The 18349-nt window shown below is 67.2% G+C and carries 11 protein-coding genes and 2 pseudogenes; 7 read left to right on the top strand and 6 right to left on the bottom strand.

Annotated elements, in window-relative coordinates; all coding sequences use genetic code 11:
- Positions 1 to 2536 precede the first annotated feature (2536 nt).
- A complete protein-coding gene (locus tag F3L20_RS31895) occupies positions 2537 to 3283 on the top strand; it encodes a hypothetical protein (RefSeq protein ID WP_167534757.1) in 747 nt (248 codons plus the stop codon).
- Here F3L20_RS31895 and F3L20_RS31890 read toward each other — a convergent pair.
- From F3L20_RS31890 to F3L20_RS35350, 3 genes and pseudogenes are all read right to left on the bottom strand, one after another.
- Positions 3268 to 4116, bottom strand: a pseudogene (locus tag F3L20_RS31890) (IS5 family transposase). The gene F3L20_RS31895 and the pseudogene F3L20_RS31890 overlap by 16 nt on opposite strands.
- Before the next feature lie 716 nt (positions 4117 to 4832).
- Positions 4833 to 5185 (bottom strand): annotated as a pseudogene (locus F3L20_RS35775) (transposase).
- Complete coding sequence (locus F3L20_RS35350) at positions 5154 to 5402, bottom strand: transposase (protein ID WP_276615878.1); 249 nt, start codon at positions 5400 to 5402, stop codon at positions 5154 to 5156. The pseudogene F3L20_RS35775 and the gene F3L20_RS35350 overlap by 32 nt, the downstream one beginning before the upstream one ends.
- A gap of 1419 nt (positions 5403 to 6821) precedes the next feature.
- On the opposite strand from F3L20_RS35350, the gene F3L20_RS31875 reads away from it, so the two are divergent.
- The 3 genes from F3L20_RS31875 to F3L20_RS31865 all read left to right on the top strand — a co-directional run bounded on the left by F3L20_RS31875 (position 6822) and on the right by F3L20_RS31865 (position 11861).
- The gene (locus F3L20_RS31875; RefSeq protein WP_150157600.1) at positions 6822 to 8084 is read left to right on the top strand and encodes a ParA family protein; all 1263 of its coding nucleotides are present in this window, start codon (positions 6822 to 6824) and stop codon (positions 8082 to 8084) included.
- On the top strand, positions 8081 to 9226 hold the full coding sequence (locus F3L20_RS31870; RefSeq protein WP_150157599.1) for a ParB/RepB/Spo0J family partition protein: 1146 nt from the start codon (positions 8081 to 8083) through the stop codon (positions 9224 to 9226). The genes F3L20_RS31875 and F3L20_RS31870 overlap by 4 nt, the downstream gene beginning before the upstream one ends.
- Before the next feature lie 703 nt (positions 9227 to 9929).
- Positions 9930 to 11861, top strand: a complete 1932-nt coding sequence (locus tag F3L20_RS31865) for an N-acetylmuramoyl-L-alanine amidase (protein ID WP_150157823.1) — start codon at positions 9930 to 9932, stop codon at positions 11859 to 11861.
- 352 nt (positions 11862 to 12213) lie between these two features.
- Here the strand turns inward: F3L20_RS31865 and F3L20_RS31860 are convergent, their stop codons facing one another.
- Entirely contained in the window at positions 12214 to 12834 is a 621-nt protein-coding gene (locus F3L20_RS31860) for a TetR/AcrR family transcriptional regulator (protein WP_150157598.1), read from the bottom strand.
- A 282-nt stretch (positions 12835 to 13116) separates the two neighbouring features.
- Between F3L20_RS31860 and F3L20_RS31855 the strand changes: the two genes are divergently transcribed.
- On the top strand, positions 13117 to 14292 hold the full coding sequence (locus tag F3L20_RS31855; protein ID WP_150157597.1) for a YbfB/YjiJ family MFS transporter: 1176 nt from the start codon (positions 13117 to 13119) through the stop codon (positions 14290 to 14292).
- Positions 14293 to 14581: 289 nt separating this feature from the next.
- On the opposite strand, the gene F3L20_RS31850 is transcribed toward F3L20_RS31855, so the two are convergent.
- Both F3L20_RS31850 and F3L20_RS31845 read right to left on the bottom strand, forming a co-directional pair.
- Complete coding sequence (locus F3L20_RS31850; protein ID WP_150157596.1) at positions 14582 to 16039, bottom strand: dihydrolipoyl dehydrogenase family protein; 1458 nt, start codon at positions 16037 to 16039, stop codon at positions 14582 to 14584.
- 90 nt (positions 16040 to 16129) lie between these two features.
- Positions 16130 to 16573 carry a VOC family protein gene (locus tag F3L20_RS31845; protein ID WP_186568420.1) on the bottom strand — a complete coding sequence of 148 codons (444 nt, stop codon included), beginning with the start codon at positions 16571 to 16573 and terminating at the stop codon, positions 16130 to 16132.
- A 400-nt stretch (positions 16574 to 16973) separates the two neighbouring features.
- Between F3L20_RS31845 and F3L20_RS31840 the strand changes: the two genes are divergently transcribed.
- Positions 16974 to 17669, top strand: a complete 696-nt coding sequence (locus F3L20_RS31840; RefSeq protein WP_145828905.1) for a type 1 glutamine amidotransferase domain-containing protein — start codon at positions 16974 to 16976, stop codon at positions 17667 to 17669.
- 70 nt (positions 17670 to 17739) lie between these two features.
- Positions 17740 to 18285 carry a YbhB/YbcL family Raf kinase inhibitor-like protein gene (locus tag F3L20_RS31835; RefSeq protein ID WP_145828906.1) on the top strand — a complete coding sequence of 182 codons (546 nt, stop codon included), beginning with the start codon at positions 17740 to 17742 and terminating at the stop codon, positions 18283 to 18285.
- Positions 18286 to 18349: the final 64 nt, after the last annotated feature.

Genomic DNA, 18349 nt, shown 5'->3' with positions numbered 1-18349 from the left:
CTCTTGACGGGCTTCAGCGATGTGCTGGTGGACGTGGACAATGGTGCAGTCGACCGCGCCGACCCAGGCCGGGGTCACCTGCGGCGCCGCCCCTGGGCGAGCAGAGTGCTGAGGACCGCAGGACGGGACAGTACGGCCTCCGCCCTGGGCCAAGCCTGGGTGTGGTGCTTTCTCTCCCCTCATCAACGGCCTGTCGACGCCTCCTAGCCTGGTGACACCACTCCCCCGACCATCAGCAACAGGAGGGAGAAGTCCTGCCGGACCCGGAGGCCGAGCCCCATTGCGGAACCGTAGAAGGCGGTAACCAGGGAGACTTCTCCTGGCTCCCGGGTGTTGAGTGGGGTCTGGTCGGAGGTCAGGGGATGTAACAATCCTCCCCCACTGCGGTGCACCGGGTATGGAGGCACATCACGGGACCAAACAAGCCTTGGAGGCTGCTGAGGACTTGCTGGTGCCGACGGACGAGCAGGCATCTGACAAGCCATCAGAGTCTTGTCCAGGGACGATTTTGCGAACGCTGTTCTCTTGCGACCTGTCCAGCACATTCCTTAGGTCGTGCCTGCTGACAGTTCTCTGGAGCGTTTGGCCTCACAGGCAGCGAGTGACAGCCGGGTCGCCAAGCCCTGGCCGGTCGATCATTTCCGGAGTGCGTTGCCGCTTCCTGGCGGGAGACCTCTGTCCGAGCGAGCGAGCCCCTCATTCCCTGCACCACCTACGCCAGTGAGGCGTACCGCCGTGCAGTCGGCGCAGATCATGAACCCAAACCAAGGGAGCTCCCGCACTCCGTTGTGCGTTACCACGCGGGCTGCCGCCGGCCCTGAGAACTCGTAACACGATCTTGACCACGCGTTCGGGCGCTTTCCGACGTAGGCGCTCACGGTCCTGGCCGGCTTTCGCTGGATTGCCCGCGAAGGCGAGTTCATCGCCGCCCCGAGCGGGCCCACCCCATTCACCGAGAGCCCGTTGCAGCAGTCGGACCTCGTCCTGGGTCAGGACCTCGCGTGGCCTCACCACTTGTTCGGACACCGGTCCCGCCTCTCCGCCGTGGCCTTCGCCGCAGGACGATCAAGGTATCTCTTCCAGAGTCTCCTCCAGCAGATAGGGGCGCAGGTGAGCGAGGCGAAGGCGTCGTGGAGGTCGCGATGTTCCCATTCGACGGCGAGGCGCTTGAACTGGTGCAACAGGGCGAACGTCTGCTCCCCCGCAGTTCCTTTCGGTTGGGGTTGCTGTCGTAGCCCTTGTCGCTCAGGAGAGCGTCGGGGCGCTTGCGGGGGTGGCCGACGTGGTCGGCGATTGGCGGGACTCTCGACCAGGGCGAGGGTCGGGGTGACGTCGTTGACGTTGGCCGCGGTGGTGATGACCTTTCCGACAGCAGCATCCGGTGCAGTTTGTCGAAGACCCCGGCTACCCGCCATCGCTCCAGGCGCCGCTAGCGGGTCTGGCCGGAGCCGCTAGCCAGGCTGCCCAATGGCAGCTGCGGCGGCCACGGGATCCCGGTGTAGAGCACAAACGCGATGCCCTGCAGGCATGGCCCGTCGCGCACTGGTCTGGGTCTGGCCGAGTGCTCGGGCCAGGACGCAGGACCGGCTCGAGCATCGTCCACAACTCGTCGTCCCTGACCCACGGCTTGACGCTCGCACCTTTCCGAACGGCTCAATCGTCGTACCGGTTACGGCCGACCGGCATCAGACCAGAACCGGGGTAGTGACGCGTGGCCCGGTGAGGCGGCCCCGCCTCAGGTGGTGACGGCTTGCGGTGGTGAGCTATTACGTCGTAATACAGGAACCAGGAAACGTCCGTCAGCTCAGCCAGGCATGGTGGATCGCCCTCATGGAGCGACCGCCTAACGACCGACCCCCTGTGAAGCAGGATGCGGAGGCCTCCAGCGTGGAGGCAATGTCTGCCGACGATGAGATCTGCGCGGCACCCCTCCACCCCGGCAGGCCTGCGTTCTCACTGCGTCGTGTGCCTGCGGAGCAGCGGAAGGCAGCTCTGACAGGCGTCTTCCTCTGGGGTGTACCTCCGGGAACACGTGGACGTGCAACATGGCAAGGCAGTCACTGACGCTCGTTCGGCTGGTGTGGAGTAGGTAGTACTGGCGCGCCTGCTTGTGCGATGAACACCTTGAGCGCCGTGTTCAACAAGGCTCGACGTCTCCGGGGCGAGTCCCAGATTGCCATGCACCGACTGGCTGAGCAGCGTGCTCAGGAGAGAGCTACTGCACGACACCATCAGCTTGCGTTTCCGGCGCACTGGCTCTTGCCAGAGGGGTGAGCTGACCTTGAACGAGGATGCCGAACTGCGACCCAAGTGCTCCGCCCCAACCGATATCTGCGGGCGGCGATACGTGCCATGTCGCAGTACGGCCAGGGAGTGGGGCAGCCTCCTAGTAGCAGCCGTGCCCCGGTGAGGGCCTAGAGTCAGGCCAGCGAGGTGCCCCCTGGCTATTACGTCGTAATGGCCGGCCACTAGATGAGACGTGAGCTAGGCCGTTTCGTTTGGATCTTGCAAGGCTTGTCATACTTCCCGAGTGGAGATGCAAGCCGAGGAGGCAGCGCGGCGTTGGCTGGCTGATCAGGGTGTCAGCCAGGTGCGCCATGGGTGGGTGAGCGACGAGAAGCCGGACGCGTTGCTCACCGCCAACGAGGTAGCGCACTCCTGGGCCGGTGATGTGTTCGCCGAAGACCTGGATGCAGACGGCCAGGTGAGGTTGGCTTTCGGGCTGCTGGACCTCCTCGACGAGTACTGGGTCACGTGCGAGATTCGGTTCGCGAACGAGGGTGCGGAGGGTCCCCTGCCAGCCGACGTGATGTGGGACGGCTACCGTCAGCGACTGGAGGCGGACCGGGACTCTGAGGCCGTCACCTACTCGCTGTGGGTGGACTGGTTCGAGGACCACGCCACTTCCGCGACGGCCTTCGCCGAGGTTCTCGGCAACGACATCGACCGGATAGTGGCCGAGCGATCGGAGGCCCTGCTCCGCCGAGCCCGTCGGGTTCTGGAGTGTTCGGGTTCGGTGCGCTGGACGGTGAAGGAGCTGACGTACCGCACCGCCATGCGACTTCCTGCCCTGCACTCGGCCCTCTTCCGCGGCCTTCTGGCGAGCTTCCACGACGTCTACGGCGACCTGGAGCCGACTGCCGCACTGACCTTCCTCGGCCAGCTGGATCTCCCCACGAACACCCAGCACCTTGCCGAACTGCGCCACGTACTTGCCGCCGGGCACAAGAATCACTACCGCAGCCTTGGCGCCTGGGACGATGCGCTTCACTCCTGCTCCTGAGCCGTTGGCCTGGCAGACCAAAGAAAGATGCCAGCGACGTAGAGTCCGGCCAGGTAGATGGTTGCGGTCTTCTCGTAGCGGGTGGCGAGGCCCCGCCACTGCTTCAAGCGGTTGATGCAGCGTTCGACGGTGTTGCGCTGCTTGTACGCCTCGCGGTCGAAGGCGGGTGGCCTACCGCCCTGGCTGCCGCGCCGCAGCCGGTGGCCGCGTTGATCGGCCGGAACGGGGATGACCGCCCGGATTCCGCGCTTGGTGCTCGCGGATCGCGCGTGAAGAGTACGCCTTATCGGCCAGGACCACGTCCGGCCTGGTACGGGGACGTCCTCGTTGCCGAGGGACGCGGAGGCGGGCCATGACGTGAGCGAAGACGGGCGCGTCACCGGCCTGTCCGGCGGTGAGCACGAAGGCCAGTGGCCGACAGTGAGCGTCAGAGGCGAGGTGGATCTTCGTGGTCAGTCCACCACGAGAACGGCCGATGGCATTGTCATCGGGCTCGCCGGCTGCGTGCTGGTGCGCGCGCACGACAGTGGAGTCGACCGAGACGGCCCAACCAAGGTCTTCCTCGGCATCGGCCTGTGCGATGAGTGCGGTGAACACCCGCTCCCAGGTGCCGTCGATGGCCCACATCCGCAGCCTGTTGTAGACGCCCCTCCAGTTCCGTACTTCTTGGGCAGGTGGACCCACTGCGATCCGGTCTGGAACTTCCAGGCAATCGCATCGATCACCTCACGGTGATCCCGCCACCGGCCACCCCGCTGCGGCGTCCGATCTGGCAACAACGGCTCGATCCGCGCCCACTGCACGTCAGTCAACGGCACACCCAGACCAACGATCAGTTGATCCAAACGAATCGGCCTAGCCGCGCATGAGATGCCTACACGAGGGACCTCTGCCATTACGACGTAATGAGGTGTCCGTGAGACACCTCGACGAAGGTACTGGTCGACGTCTGAGGTCCACTCCCCCGTTGCCTCAGGTGCCTTGCTGCCAGGTGTCTATTACGTCGTAATGGGCATCTGGCAGCGTCTGGCCCGGCGCTGGATCTGCTGTGGGTACAGAGAGACAGGCCAGGCCGGAAACTGAGTCGTGGGTCCAGCCGCAGGAGGATGAGGAAGCCTGAGTGACGGTGACGAGAGTGCCGCAGTGGTGCCAGCTGTGCCAGGTACGGCCTTCGAAGTGGTCCAGGCCCTAGAGGTGTTGAGTTCGCGGTAGTCGTGCTGGATCCGCTACCGCGTCTTCGCCCACCGCGTCAGTTCAGTGCCGGGGTGGTGGCAGGCAGGTGCGATATCTGGTAGTCCGTCGGAGAGCTCTGGCCCTCCGGCCATCCGACGCGGAGTGTCCGGACGGGCAGGACGCTGTCCTACCCGTTGCGGCCGCCGACACCTCCTGGGCTGGGCCAGGTACTGCTTGCCCGCGGGCCGCACTGTCAGCACCGCGAACCGCGAAGTCATCGCGGTTCGCGCAGGCGGGCAAGGAAGGGCGGTGTGAGTCCGCCGTAAGCATGCTTAGCGGCCGGGGCAGCCTTCGAGGTGGGCGATTTTCTTCCCGGTCATGGCCAGACGTAGGACGGCCCTGGCTCCTGGAGAGCGAGCCGGAACGGGGGGCTGATGCCGTAGCCGGCATCGGCGACCACAACTGGCGCCTTCAAGTGCCATTCGGCGAGTGTGTCCAGGAGGCCGAGCGCGAGACGCCACTTCTCCCGGTGCACCATGTCCATGAGGCTCCTGCGCCGCAGGCACGGTCCGGTTCGTTCGTCCACTCACGCGGCAGATGCAACTGCCACTCCCACGGGCACGAAGCGGTGTCGTTGGCGGCATAGTCACTGACTGCGACCTGGCAGTTCGCTCGCTTCCCTACCCGCTCCGCAGCACTAGCGGGCCTCCCACCAATGGCTTGCCGCACTGGGGAACGACACCTCGTCGATGACCCACACCTCGGGCCTGACAACTCCGGACAACCTCTCGGCCATCCGCTGTCTGACCGGCAGCGGGCCCCACGGAGACTGGCTCACGAACTGCTGCAGGGCCTGCGTGCCCCCGTCCGGCAGACGCTCGGCCATCGGCCGGATGGACTTGGGTCGGCCGTCCAGCATCAGCCAGACCTCGCGGATGACACTCATCCCGCCGCCGCTGATCCTGCCGTGGCTCCAAAAGCAAACACCTCAGCAATGAACGCCGATGACTCCCCCCGGCGCCGTCCCACCTCCCCCAGCCTCCATCAGCGGCAGATCACCTGCGAGCGGCTCCGCACTGGCAGCCTGCCTATTACGTCGTAATAGTGGAGTCGCCTGGCGACATTCCCCCAGGGGGACACCTCGCCGGTCATATGCAGGGACTGGACCGTCCCCTCAGCAGGGGCACGAGGCAGCACATCGACGGGGTCAGGCCGGGCTGCAGGTGAACTGATCGTTCCATCGGCCGGGACCCCGAACGTCCGACCCTGACACTGCCGGACGCCGAGTAGGGGACTCACGAGAGGTGGTTAGCGGGATCTGCGGAGGCTGTGTCGGTCGGACAGCCTGGCGGGAGATGTTTGAGCTGTGGGCGTGGGAGACGGTTCGAACGCTTCTCGCCGCTAGTCTGCCGACCGGATCTGGCGCCGACTCTTGGCGCAGTTCACCAGCACTTGGATGTCACAGCTGCGGTTGATTGGACGGTCGCGTGTGTTGCTTCCACGATCGTGCGATCCCTCTTGTATGCGGTGGGGACCACGAACCCCTTGCGGGCACGCATTTTCTCGCACTCCAGGGCCCACCCGAACTCGTAGCCCCAGTGCCCCGCCATCGGCACGAAGCGACCTCGCCACGTGCGTTCCGGGTCGTCCTGGGGCAACGGCTCGATCACCTCGTCCGACCAACGGGCAAGCACGATGACCTCGGCGTCTCTACTCATGCCGGAGTATCACCGCATCCGACTGACCCATCGGACAGCCCCTAGTCCAGCGTTGCTTCAACCAACCGCTCACGTCGGCAGTAAGCCGATGGTTCCGGAACGTTTGCCTCGGCTGCTCGACTGCGCACGAGGGGAACAGCGTTCAAGGCGACGCCGGGGGAACAGGTGCGCTGCTGAGAGGCACGACAACGCAATGCGACGTGCCTCGTTGCGGACGACCTGTTTCTGACCTGCCATCAGATTTTTCGTCAGGAACGATTTTGCGCTCAACGGCGTAGGCCCGTCAGAGAGACCGGCGCGGCTCGCAGCCGGTGTCGGGAGCTGAGGTATGACGCTGCGGCCGACCTATTACGGCGTAATAGCTGCCGTCCATGCCCAGACGAGTCCTCCTCGAGTGCTGCAAGCGGCTCCACGGCGCGCCCCGCGGTGTCGAGAGCGGGGGAGAGGGGCGACGGCGGCAGAGGAGAAGGGGGTGACGCAGGAGAGAGGTGAGCCGAACGGGTCCTCCATTACGTCGTAATAGGAGGCGCCGTTGGCTGAGGGCCGGCCAGGTATGCCTGATTATGCGATGGTTGGTCCGTCACGTCTTCCTGATTGCTAACGTGTCGCTGCAGCGATGGAGCGAAGACGTTAGTAAGGTGTCTCCCATGAGTTCGCCAGCCACTTCCAGCGACCGCGAGAAGGTCGTCTCCAAACTGCCGGGATGGCTCCGGCAGAACCTCAAGATCAGAGCCGCACAACGGGGCATCGAGATTCAGGCAGCCGTCGAACAGGGCATCAGGGACTGGTGCGGTCTCGCCTCGACAACGACTTCTGTCGACACGTCCGGTGCCGACTCCTTCTCCACCTTTCTTCCGCCGGGCCAGTGGGACGACTTCCGGCAGGTTGTCGCCGACCGTCGGATCTCCCTGATCCAGGGTCTGGCCCAGTCCGTCCAGTTGTGGCTCGACACGCATCCGGCGCCCGACGTCGAACGCCCCGAGATCACTCGACGCATCATCGTGTGCAACCAGAAGGGAGGAGTCGGGAAGACCGCCATCACCGCCGGCCTCGGTGAAGCGCTCGCGGAGGACCCCAATACGCTGCACAGCGTGCAGATTGCCAAGGCGCTGACCAAGGCACTGAGAGCCAGTGAGGCGGGGCAGGACGACCAGGTCACCGGGGACCCCCTCGACATCGAGAACCTGCCTGGTCTGGGTCTTCGAGTGCTCCTCGTCGACTTCGATCCGCAATGCCACCTGACCAATCAACTCGGTGCGAGCCCCCTGCCGATGAATGGTGACAGCCTCACCAACCACATGGCGGGTGATCCCAAGGGTGATCTGCGGGACCTCGTCGTCTCCATCGACGACGCCGCTTTCGGTGGCCGTCTCCACCTGTTGCCCGCGTGCAACGATGCCTTTCTCCTTGATGTACGACTCTCTGCGGTGCGGGCCCGGGAGGCCGCGCTCGAACGTGCTCTGGCACCGCTCGAAGCCGATTACGACGTCATCCTCGTCGACTGTCCGCCCAGCCTGGGTCTGAGCATGGACGCGGCCTCCTACTACGGACGCCGCCGTGAGGGTGAGAAGCCCGGGCAGTCGGGCGCTCTCATCGTCGTGCAGGCGGAGGACAGTTCGGCGGACGCCTACGAGCTGCTCACCACGCAGATCGAAGACCTGCGCGGTGACCTGCAGATCGATGTCGACTACCTCGGCATCGTCGTCAATCTGTACGACTCACGACGTGGCTACATCGCCACTTCCTCCCTTCAAGGGTGGGTCGACATAAAGGATCCGCGCGTAGTCGGACTCATCGGGGATCTCAAGGAGCAGAAGGAAGCGGTTCGCATGAAGCAGCCGCTGCTGTCCTACGCTCCGAGGTCCCAGCAGGCGATCGGCATGCGCGCACTGGCCAGGGAGATCGCATGAGCAAGGCCGACCAGCTGGGAGCCGGCCGTTTCGGTGGGGGAGCGCGGCCCGTCAGCGCTCGCCGTCAAGCGGTCGCTGCCGCTACGGGGGTACCCACTGATGGCGTCGCTCCACCTTCGGTGCTTCCCCTCAACCGCATCAGCACCAATCCCGACAACCCCCGTTCCACGCTGGGCGACCTCACTGACCTCGCCGGAAGTTTGAAGACGCATGGTCAGAAGCAGGCGATCACCGTGATGAACCGTGACGCCTACCTCAAGGCCAATCCGGACCGCGAGGCAGACCTCGAGCCCGACACCACCTACGTCGTGATCGACGGCAGCAGCCGACTCGCGGCGGCTCGCGAAGCAGGGCTGGCCACGATCAAAGTCATGGTCAGTGACGACGAGGGCAGCACCTCCGAGGAACTGCTCGAGTCGGCCCTCGTCGCCAACATTCATCGACAGGACCTCGAAGAGCTCGACGAAGCCCGAGCACTGCAGCGGCTTCTGGCCATCCACGGCAGCCAGACTGCCCTGGCCAAGCGGCTGCACCGTTCGCAGGGCTGGGTGTCTCAGCGGCTCGCCCTGCTGAACCTCACTCCGGAGCTTCAGGCACGGATCAACGAGGAGCCCATTGATCTGCTGCGAGCGGTGGGGAACAAGCCCCCGGAGGACCAGCAAAGGGTCCTCCAGGCACTGAAGGACGAACGCGCCAGAAAAGAGGCTGCCAAGAAGAAGGACCGCGGCACCCCACGGCCGGTCGAGGAGCCCCGCTCCGCGACAGTGAATGACGATGTGCCAACAGCGACCGGCACGGCTGTCGGGAGTCAACCGGAACCGGAGGCGCCGGAGGAGACGGATGACGTGTCGGAGGCCGGGCCGTCCTCCAGGGCTGTGCCTGAGCCGCGGGCAGACACCGTGACTCCGGTCACCACGCGGCCGGACGCGCTTGGTACGCGCGGTGATGAACCGCGCGCACGGCGGGTTCCCTACGACGAGCCAGGAGCGCTTGCGATGCTTCTGGACCGCAACATCGAAAGTGATGACGCCTTCTTCACCCTCCTGCGCTTCCTGAGCATGAAGGCTGCCAACCGGGACCGGAAACGGCTGGCCGAAATGGTGCGATCCCTCGCAGAAGTTCCCACCACCGGGGCTGAGTAGCGCAAACGGCCGAGCGATTCCCCCTGTGCCGGTGAGCACGTGCCCTGACGTCCGCCGCCCCACGGCTTCCGCTGTTGCCCGTCCGGTGCGGTGGGGAGCGGTGATTGAGGCTCTCTTGCGCCGACGCCGACGCCGACGCCGGGGGGAGTGGGGGTGCCCTCCTGTCTCAGACGGCGTCTTCTGCCGGGGCCAACCGGCCCGACCGCGGAAGGCCGGCTGCTTCAGGAGACGGTCGCGAGTGCCCTGTTGCGGCGGACGAAGGGCCAGAAGGAGGCGCCGATGACGCCGTCGAGACCGGTGTCTCCTGCGGTCATACCTGACGCCGGAGCAGAGTGTGGGCGCAGCGAAGGCTGTGCGAGAGCGAATGCGTCAGGGCCTCCCACGAGCTCAACGACTCGCTCAGTTTCTGTGCAATACTTGACTGGGCAACAAAAGGTGGAGTCGTGCTTATGGAGCCCGCCCCCACCCCAGACAGTGGGCGACCTCCTGCATCGGGCAACCCCCGGGCATGAGAGCCGTCCTGGCGTACGGCGTTGGGTCCCCGCGGGTCGGCGCCGGCCGCCCACGATCGGGTGGCCCGAGTATTCCCGGGCGGCCGGAGGGCGGTCACTCCCCGCCGCGTGCCGGGTTGCCTCACGATTCCCTCGACGACCTGGTCGCGGCGCGGCCGACGACCGTCCAACCCCGTATAAGGATCAGCATTTTGCACAAGAGAAGAAGGCGACTTCGACTTCCCCTCGTCATCGCGGTGGGGGCGCTGGCCGCGGGCGGTCTGGCCACAGTGCAGTTCACCGCCCTTGCCGACACCGGAGCGGGCGCCGTCTCCGAGGCGCGACAGCAGGACTTCGCCGCCGCCGCGGCGGAGTACGACATTCCCGTCAATGTCCTGCTCGGCGTGGCGTACCAGGAATCCGGCTGGGACGCGCACGGCGCGATGCCCAGCGCCGACGGTGGCTTCGGCCCCATGCATCTCACGGACGTCACGCCGGAGATGATGGCCGGCGGCGACGCCGGCGCAGCCGGCCGTGCCGACCTCGGCTCCCTGACCGCGAACCCTGCTTTGCACACGCTGCAGGCCGCCGCGAGGCTGACCGGCATGTCCGAGGACAGCCTCCGCAAGGACCCGGTGGCGAACATCCGTGGCGGTGCCGCCCTTCTCGCCTCGTATCAGAAGCAGGTGGCCGGCGGTACGTCATCCGACGTGTCCCAGTGGTACGGCGCCGTGGCCCGCTACAGCCAGTCGCCGCAGAAGCAGGCCGCGGTGGCCTTCGCCGACCGCGTCTTCAAGACGATCGGCAAGGGCGCCGCCGGTGTGACCCAGGACGGTCAGCGTATCCGTCTGGAAGGTACACCCGCCGTCCGTCCGGCCACCTCGCAGGTGGACAGGCTGCACCTCAAGGCATCGGACGTGGCCACCACGGAATGCCCGCCGACGGTGCAGTGCACCTTCGTGCCTGGCTCGCCTGCGGGTGTTCAGGTCGCCAACCGGCCCGCCAATGGCATCCGGATCGACACCATCGTCATCCACGACCTGGAGACCACGTACGACGCCGGTGTCAGAGGGCTGGCCCAGCCCACCAACTCCGCGGCGACGCACTACGTGATGCGATCGTCCGACGGCGCGGTGACCCAGATGGTGCCGACGAAGGACATCGCCTTCCACGCCGGCAACTACTCCACGAACCTGCACTCCATCGGCATCGAGCACGAGGGTTACGCGGTACAGGGCGCCAAGTGGTACACCGAGGCGCAGTACGAGGCCACGGCGGAGCTGGTGAGGTACCTCGCGGAACGGTTCAGCATACCGCTGGACCGTCAACACATCGTGGGTCATGACAACGTTGCCGGACCTGCCGACGCCTATGTGTCCGGTATGCACTGGGACCCGGGCAACGGCTGGGACTGGGGCCACTTCATGCAGTTGCTCGACCGCCCGATCAGCGGCTTGCACGGGGTCCCCGCCGTGGGTTCGGTGGTGACGATCGCTCCGACGTTCGCCGACAACGTGCAGACCGTGCATGTCTGTCCCTCGGACGACCCGACCGGTGAGACGACCGCTTGCACGGACAAGCAGCAGGCGTCCAACTTCGTCTATCTGCGGACGGGTCCGAGCGAGACGGCGCCGCTCTTCGGCGACCAGGCCATCCATGGCACGGGCGCCGGCACGAACCGCATCAACGACTGGGGCGGCACTGCCCAGTCGGGACAGCAGTTCGTCGTCGCCGAGGTACAGGGGGACTGGACCGCCATCTGGTACAGCGGCGCGAAGGTGTGGTTCCACAACCCTGACGGCATGAACGCCAAGCGCAGCTACGGCGTGAAGATCATCCGGCCCATCTCCACCGCCCCCGTGGCGGTCTACGGGCAGAGTTACCCGGACGTGTCCGAATATCCGGCCGGCCTGAGCCCGTCCAAGCAGGCCCCGCTCAGCATGTATTCCGTCCCGGCGGGCCAGGCGTACGTCGCCACCCAGGCCGCGGCCGTCACCGACGACTACTTCAAGAGCAGCGGAACGGTCGTCCTGGGCGCCAAGAAAATGTACACGATCCAGTACAACCACCGCGTGGCACTGGTCTACGCGAACGATGTCACGGCGACCTCCGTGACCCAGCATTGGGAGAACGGCGGCTCCTGACGCCTGCTTCCCGACCACGAGGGTCCCGTTGCGCACCACATCGGCAACGGGTCCCTCGCCTGTCGGTCCGGGGCCCGCGACACGGTTGCCTCCTGGGTCACGGTGGTCCCACGCCTTTTCATGTGGTTCATGGGCCGGGGAGACCTCGCGTTGCCCGGCTCCGCTCCCGGCTCGTCAGCGACTACTTCGGGATCCCTCTTGTTGCACTCCTGCTCGGCGGAATCGTGGGCGTGCTGACCGTGATGTCCCCCATCTCCCGGGCCGCTTCGTCCCTCACCGGTCACCCTCCGGGCACACCGCCGCCGGCCGAAGGTCTCCTCACCCGCGAAGCCGACCGGGCACATCGGGGCTGTCAGGCCAGGGCGGCGATTGCCTGATCGTCGTGAACGCCCAGGAGCGCGCGGCAGCTCGGCCAGAGGGTGTCGAGCTGGGAGGGGTTGTTGTACAGCTTGGCGAAGAGCACCTGCCCCTCCAGTTGTGCGACCACGGAGCGGGCCGTGTCCCGGGTGTCGCTCAACGTCACCTCGCCACGTTCCTGAGCCTCCTGGATGACCGCGTCGACCATGTTCACTTCGGTCTCGAAGATCTCCTGCAGACGCAACCGTATGGCATCGGCCTGATTGCTCATCTCCAGCGAGAGGTTTCCGAACATGCAGCCCAGTACGGCCCCGTAACTTCCCTGGCCTTCCCGCTGTCGCGCTTCCGTGGCCTCCAGCAAGTGGCGCAGCCGCCGCAGGGGCTCGTCGTCGGCCTCCAGGATCGATTCCCAGTCATGCCGTTCGGCGGCCCAGTGCATGTCGATCACGGCCAGCGCCAAAGCCTCCTTGGACTCGAAGAAATAGTAGAAACTGCCCTTCGGTACCCCGGCTGCCTTGCAGATCTCGGCGACACCGAGGCTCGAGTAGCCGCGCTGCCCCAGCAGCGACTGGGCCGCGAGGAGGATCTTGTTCTTTGCTTCGCTTGTACGTCCCATACCACAAGTATACGACCGACCGTCTATTACTGCTGAGATCGTTCGCGACAGCGACTGTGAGCTCGGGACTCCCAGCAGAGAGGAACATGGTCCTGGATACCCGCACGGCGACGGGCGCAGCCTGTCTGCATGGGAAGCAGGCGAAACAGTAAGTCGGCGGACGGCGGCCCGGCCCGTGGTCCCGCCGCAGCACCCCGGCCGTACGGCCCACGTGCGGCGGGAAGCTCTCAAGACTCACCGTGGCGGCACGTTCTCCAGGCCGCCGCCGCGCTCGCCGCAGGCATGGGCGTCGGCCGGTTCGTCTACACGCCCATCCTTCCGCTGATGCACACGCAGGCCGGACTGTCGGCCGGCGCCGGCGCCGATCTCGCAACCGCCAACTACGTCGGCTATCTGATCGGTGCCCTGGCCGGCACCCTCGTGCCGCGGCTGGTCGGCTCCTCCACCGTGCTGCGGAGCTCCCTCCTCGCGCTGGTGGCGTCCCTGGCCGGAATGGCACTGACACAGAGCACCGCAGTCTGGCTCCTCCTGCGGCTGGTAGCGGGCGCCTTCAGTGCGATGATCTTCGTCATCGCCGTCAATGCGCTCCTCAGCCACTTGCGGGAACACCCGGCCCACCTCCCCGGCTGGGCCTTCGGCGGCGTCGGAGCCGGCATCGCGCTGTCCGGCCTGCTCGTTCTGGTGCTGCGCGCGGTGGGCACCTGGCGGAGTGCGTGGTGGGCCTCCGCTGCGCTGGCGGTGCTGCTGACGCTGGCCGCCTGGGGCCTTCGCCCGGACCCGGCCGCCCGGCGGGCGCCGACGGCGTCGGGCACGGAGCCTCGGCCGAGCGGGCCGCGGAACCACCGCTGGTTCAGCGCGCTGTTCGCGTCCTACACACTCGAGGGCATCGGCTACATCATCGCCGGTACGTTTCTGGTCGCGGCCATCAATCAGACCCTTCCCGGCTCGATCGGCAGCGGGGCGTGGGTGCTGGTGGGGCTGGCGGCCATCCCTTCCTCCGCGTTCTGGGCCGGTTTGGGACGCCGCTGGTCCCGGCCGGACCTCCTGCTGGCCGCCCTCGGCGTGCAGGCGGTGGGCATCGCCCTGCCCGCGCTGGCCGGGGGAGTGGCGGCCGCGTTGATCTCGGCGGTGCTGTTCGGCGCCACCTTCATCGGTGTGAGCACGCTGGCCCTGGGAACGGGAGCCCACCTGCGCTTCCCACGGGCCGTGGCAGCGCTGACCGCCGGATACTCGGTGGGTCAGATCCTCGGCCCGCTGGTCGCGTCGCCTCTCCTGCGCCACGGCTACCACCAGGCTCTGCTCCTGTCTGCCGCCGTGGTGCTGGCCGCCGCCTTTGCCGCGTTCCTGCTGCGCATCGGCTTCCCGCACGCGATGCCGGAGGAGACGGATCGGGCCGGCGGTGACCGCCACACGGCGCCGGGGGCGGTGCAGAAGGCCGGAAGCGGTTCCCCCTCCTAAGGGGGGTGCTCCGCTGAGGCATGAGGAACCCGGGAGACGAGGAAGCCGACCGCACGTACCGCGCAAGCCTGCGCGGTGTCAGCGAGGCCCGGCCCGGCCGACGGCCCGGTCGACGAGGAGACAGCACCGGACGCGCGGGCCGGGCGCGGTGGTACACAGGCCGTCTGTGGGCGACCGCGGTTCACCGGCCGCCCACACGGACTGCGGTACACCGCACCTCCTCCGCTACCGGCTGCCCGCGCATCGCCCTCGGCTGGAAGTCGTGCGTGAGGGGCCAGCTACGCCCGTGCTACAACGGCCGGCCACCCTCGTCCCGGTATGTCTCCAGCAACCGCAACCAGACTTCGCTGATGGTGGGAAACGCGGGCACGGCGTGCCACAGCCGGTCCAAAGGCACCTCGCCCGAGACGGCGATCGTCGCGGACTGCAGGAGTTCCGCCACGCCCGGTCCGGCAAAGGTGACGCCTGCGACGGTGCGACGGTCGGTGTCGATCAGCATGCGCGCTCGTCCCCGGTAACCCGCGGCGTACTGCTGCGCGCCCGCGAGGAGAGAGAGGTCGTAGTCCACCACCTCGACCCTGCGGCCGGTCCGGCGCGCCTCGTGCGTGGTGAGACCCACCGAGGCCACTTCGGGAGTGGTGAACACGACCTGCGGCACGGCCAGGTGATCGGCGGTGCCTGTATGCGCGCCCCAGTCGGAGACGTCGAGCGCCTCTCCTGCCGCGCGGGCGCCGATGATCGCGCCGGCGATCCTGGCCTGGTACTTGCCCTGGTGAGTCATCAGAGCCCGTCGATTGACGTCACCGACGGCATAGAGCCAACCGCCCGGGACATCGGTCACCTGGTAGGTGTCGTCCACCGTGAGCCACGTGCCCGGGGTGAGACCGACCGTCTCAAGACCAAGGTCGGCCGTCCGTGGAGCACGGCCGGTGGCGAACAAGATCTCGTCGGCGGCCAGTTCCGCACCGTCGGCCAGGGTGATCCGGACGTGACCTGCGGTGCCGTCCGGACGCTCGACGGAGGTGACCTCAACACCCGTCCGGATGTCCACTCCCGCCTCGCGGAGCTCCGCCGCGACCAGTTCACCGGCGAAGGGTTCCATCGTCCGCAGCAGCCCTTCTCCGCGGACCAGCAGCGTGACGTGGGCGCCGAGTGCCTGCCAGGCCGTGGCCAGCTCGACACCGACCACGCCACCACCCACCACGGCGAGGCGCCCGGGTACCAGGTCGGCGCCGGTGGCCTCGCGGTTGGTCCAGGGCCGTACGGTGTCGATCCCCGGTATGTCGGGCAGGGCGGTACCCGTGCCGGTGCACACGACCACGGCGTGCCGTGCGGTCAGCAGGACGGTGCGCCTGTCCGGAGTGTGCACCGCCACCCGACGGGGGCCGGTGAGCCTGGCGTGACCGCGGACGAGGTCGACGCCGACGGAGTCGAGCCAGGTGACCTGGTCGTCGTCCTTCCAGTGGCCGGCCATCCTGTCGCGGTGCGCGAAGACCGCGTCCAGGTCCAGTGGCGCTTGCGCGGCGCGACTCATACCGGGAACGCGGCGCGCGTCGGCACGCGCCATCACGGGTCTCAGCAGCGCCTTGCTGGGTTCGCACGCCCAGAATGAGCATTCGCCGCCCAGCAGTTCACGCTCCACGATCACGGTGCTGAGTCCGGCGGCGTGAGCGCGGTCGGCCACGTTCTCACCGACCGGGCCCGCACCGACGACCACCACGTCGTAGGCGCGAGGGGCCTCGTTCATTTCTGTTCCTGTCCTCGAAGGGGCGCGTGGGTCCGTGCGGAGGGCTGAGGTGCCCGTCCCTGCTGCCGTCCGGCTCCCCGGACGGGATCTTCACCGTCCGGGGAGCCGGGTGGTGACTTCCTGCAGTGCCCAGCCGTTGCCGTCCGGGTCGGTGAAGGTGGCGAAGGAGCCGTAGCTGGCGCGGCCGGGGGCCAGGCCGCCCACGCGCCCTTCCTCGGTACCGCGGTGGAAGACTCCGCCCGCGTCGTGGAAGATCTCGCTCATTTCGATGCCGCGGTCGACGAGTTCGGCGTGGGCTGCCTCGATGTCGGAGACGACGAGGTGCAGGCCCTGCTGCGATCCGGGCGCGGCGGTGGTTACTCCGACGCCGAAGAGGATCGAGCACTGGGAGCCGGGGGGCGTCAGGTGCACCACGCGGTAGCTGTCGTCGGCGACGTAGTCGACGTCCAGGCGGAACCCCGCCTTTTCGTAGAAGGCCTTGGCCCGGTCGACGTCGGAGACGGGCAGCACCACAACTTCGAGCTTCAGGTCCATTTTTCGCTCCCTTTTCGTGGACGCAGGAGTGCGCATCGGATGCGTCACCGGTTGAACAGGTGAGATCCTTGCAACCCGCTGCGTCACCTGTCAAGACGGTGACGTGAGTGGGGTGCCCAGGCGGGCCGGAGTGGGTGCTCAGGCGGGCGGAGGTCGGGCCCTGGCTGTGCGCGGGAGCTTGGCAGGGGCCGGTGCTGTCTGTCGGATGGAGGTGCGTGTGCGTGGAGTCCGCGAGGGCACCGCTTCGACGGCCCGGGTCGGCGTTGTCAGTCGCTGGAAGTCGCGGAGCGGCGACGGCCCCGCCCGAGGTGCGCCCGATTGGAGTAGGACATACGGTGCATATGTCTTGAATGTGCTAAGTCATCGCCCGTATTCATGAGGGACAGAGAGGTCCGTTCATATGGCGAAGATACTTTTCGTGGTATCCGGTGCGACGTACTGGGTGCTCAAGGACGGTACGCGGTACGCGACGGGTTACTGGGCCGAGGAATTCGCGCTGCCCTACAAGAAGGTCACCGAAGCGGGACACGAGGTCGTGGTCGCCACGCCGAACGGCGTGACGCCCAACGTCGACATGATGAGCCTGCGTCCCTCCATGGCCGGAGGTGAAGAAGGGGCCCTCGAACTGGAGTCCATCATCCGTTCCGCCGAAGTCATGCGTCGCCCGCTCAAGCTGTCGGACGTCCGTCTGGAGGACTACGACGCGGTCTATCTGCCTGGCGGTCACGGCCCGATGTCGGACTTGTGGGAAGACGCCGATGCCGGACGCATCCTCACCGCGCAGCTCGCGTCGGGCAAGCCCCTCGCGATCGTGTGTCACGCTCCCGCGGCCCTGTTGTCCACGAGGATCCACGGGGAGTCGCCGTTCAAGGGCTACCGGGTCACGGGGTTCACGAACGACGAGGAAGAAGCCGTTGGGCTGGCGTCCAGGGCCACGTGGTTGCTGGAGGACGAACTGAAGGACAAGGTCGGCGTCGACTTCAGCCGGGGCGAGATGTGGGAGCCGTACATGGTCGAGGACCGCAACCTGATCACGGGGCAGAATCCGCACTCGGCCGCGATCCTCGCCGACCGGCTGCTCGAAATCCTCTCCTGAGGCGGGACCTCTCCGCGCCTCGGCCGGCGGAGACGAACAGCACGGCCGACGACGCGGTGTGGAGAACGACATGAGACCACGTCAGGATCCCTACAGCACGCTGCCCGCCGTTCCGCCCTTCCGGCTTCGCAGCGACGACATCGCCGACGGCGAGAGCCTGGGTGTCGCTCAGACCAGTGCCATCTTCGGCGGCCCGGGTCGGGACCGTTCCCCGCACCTGGCCTGGGACGGTCATCCTCCCGGCACGGCGAGTTTCGCCGTCACCTGCTTCGACCCGGACGCCTTGACGGTCAGCGGCTTCTGGCACTGGGTCCTTCACGACCTGCCCGCCTCCGTGACCGAGTTGCCCGCCGGGGCCGGGGACGCCGGCGGGAGCATGCTTCCCCCCGGTGCCAGGACGCTGCTCAACGACGCCGGTCGGCGGGGCTATCTCGGTGCCGCCCCGGCCCCGGGGGAGGCCCCTCATCGTTACATGTTCGTCGTGCACGCACTGGACGTTCCGACGCTGGAGGTCGCCCCGGACGCGACCCCCGCCTGGCTGGGATTCCGTCTCGTCGCCCACGCCCTGGGGCGAGCCCGGCTCTCACCGGTGTTCGGGCTCCCGGAATCCTCCTGAGCCATCGGGGTGGCCGGGCCCCTCGGTAACGCCGCTCACCGCACATGCCCGGTCGGCCCGGGCA

Origin of the sequence: Streptomyces tendae, assembly GCF_008632955.1 — a bacterium.
Taxonomy (GTDB): domain Bacteria; phylum Actinomycetota; class Actinomycetes; order Streptomycetales; family Streptomycetaceae; genus Streptomyces.
Note: the sequence above shows the minus strand (reverse complement) of the source record. Positions and strands in the feature narration are given on the sequence as shown.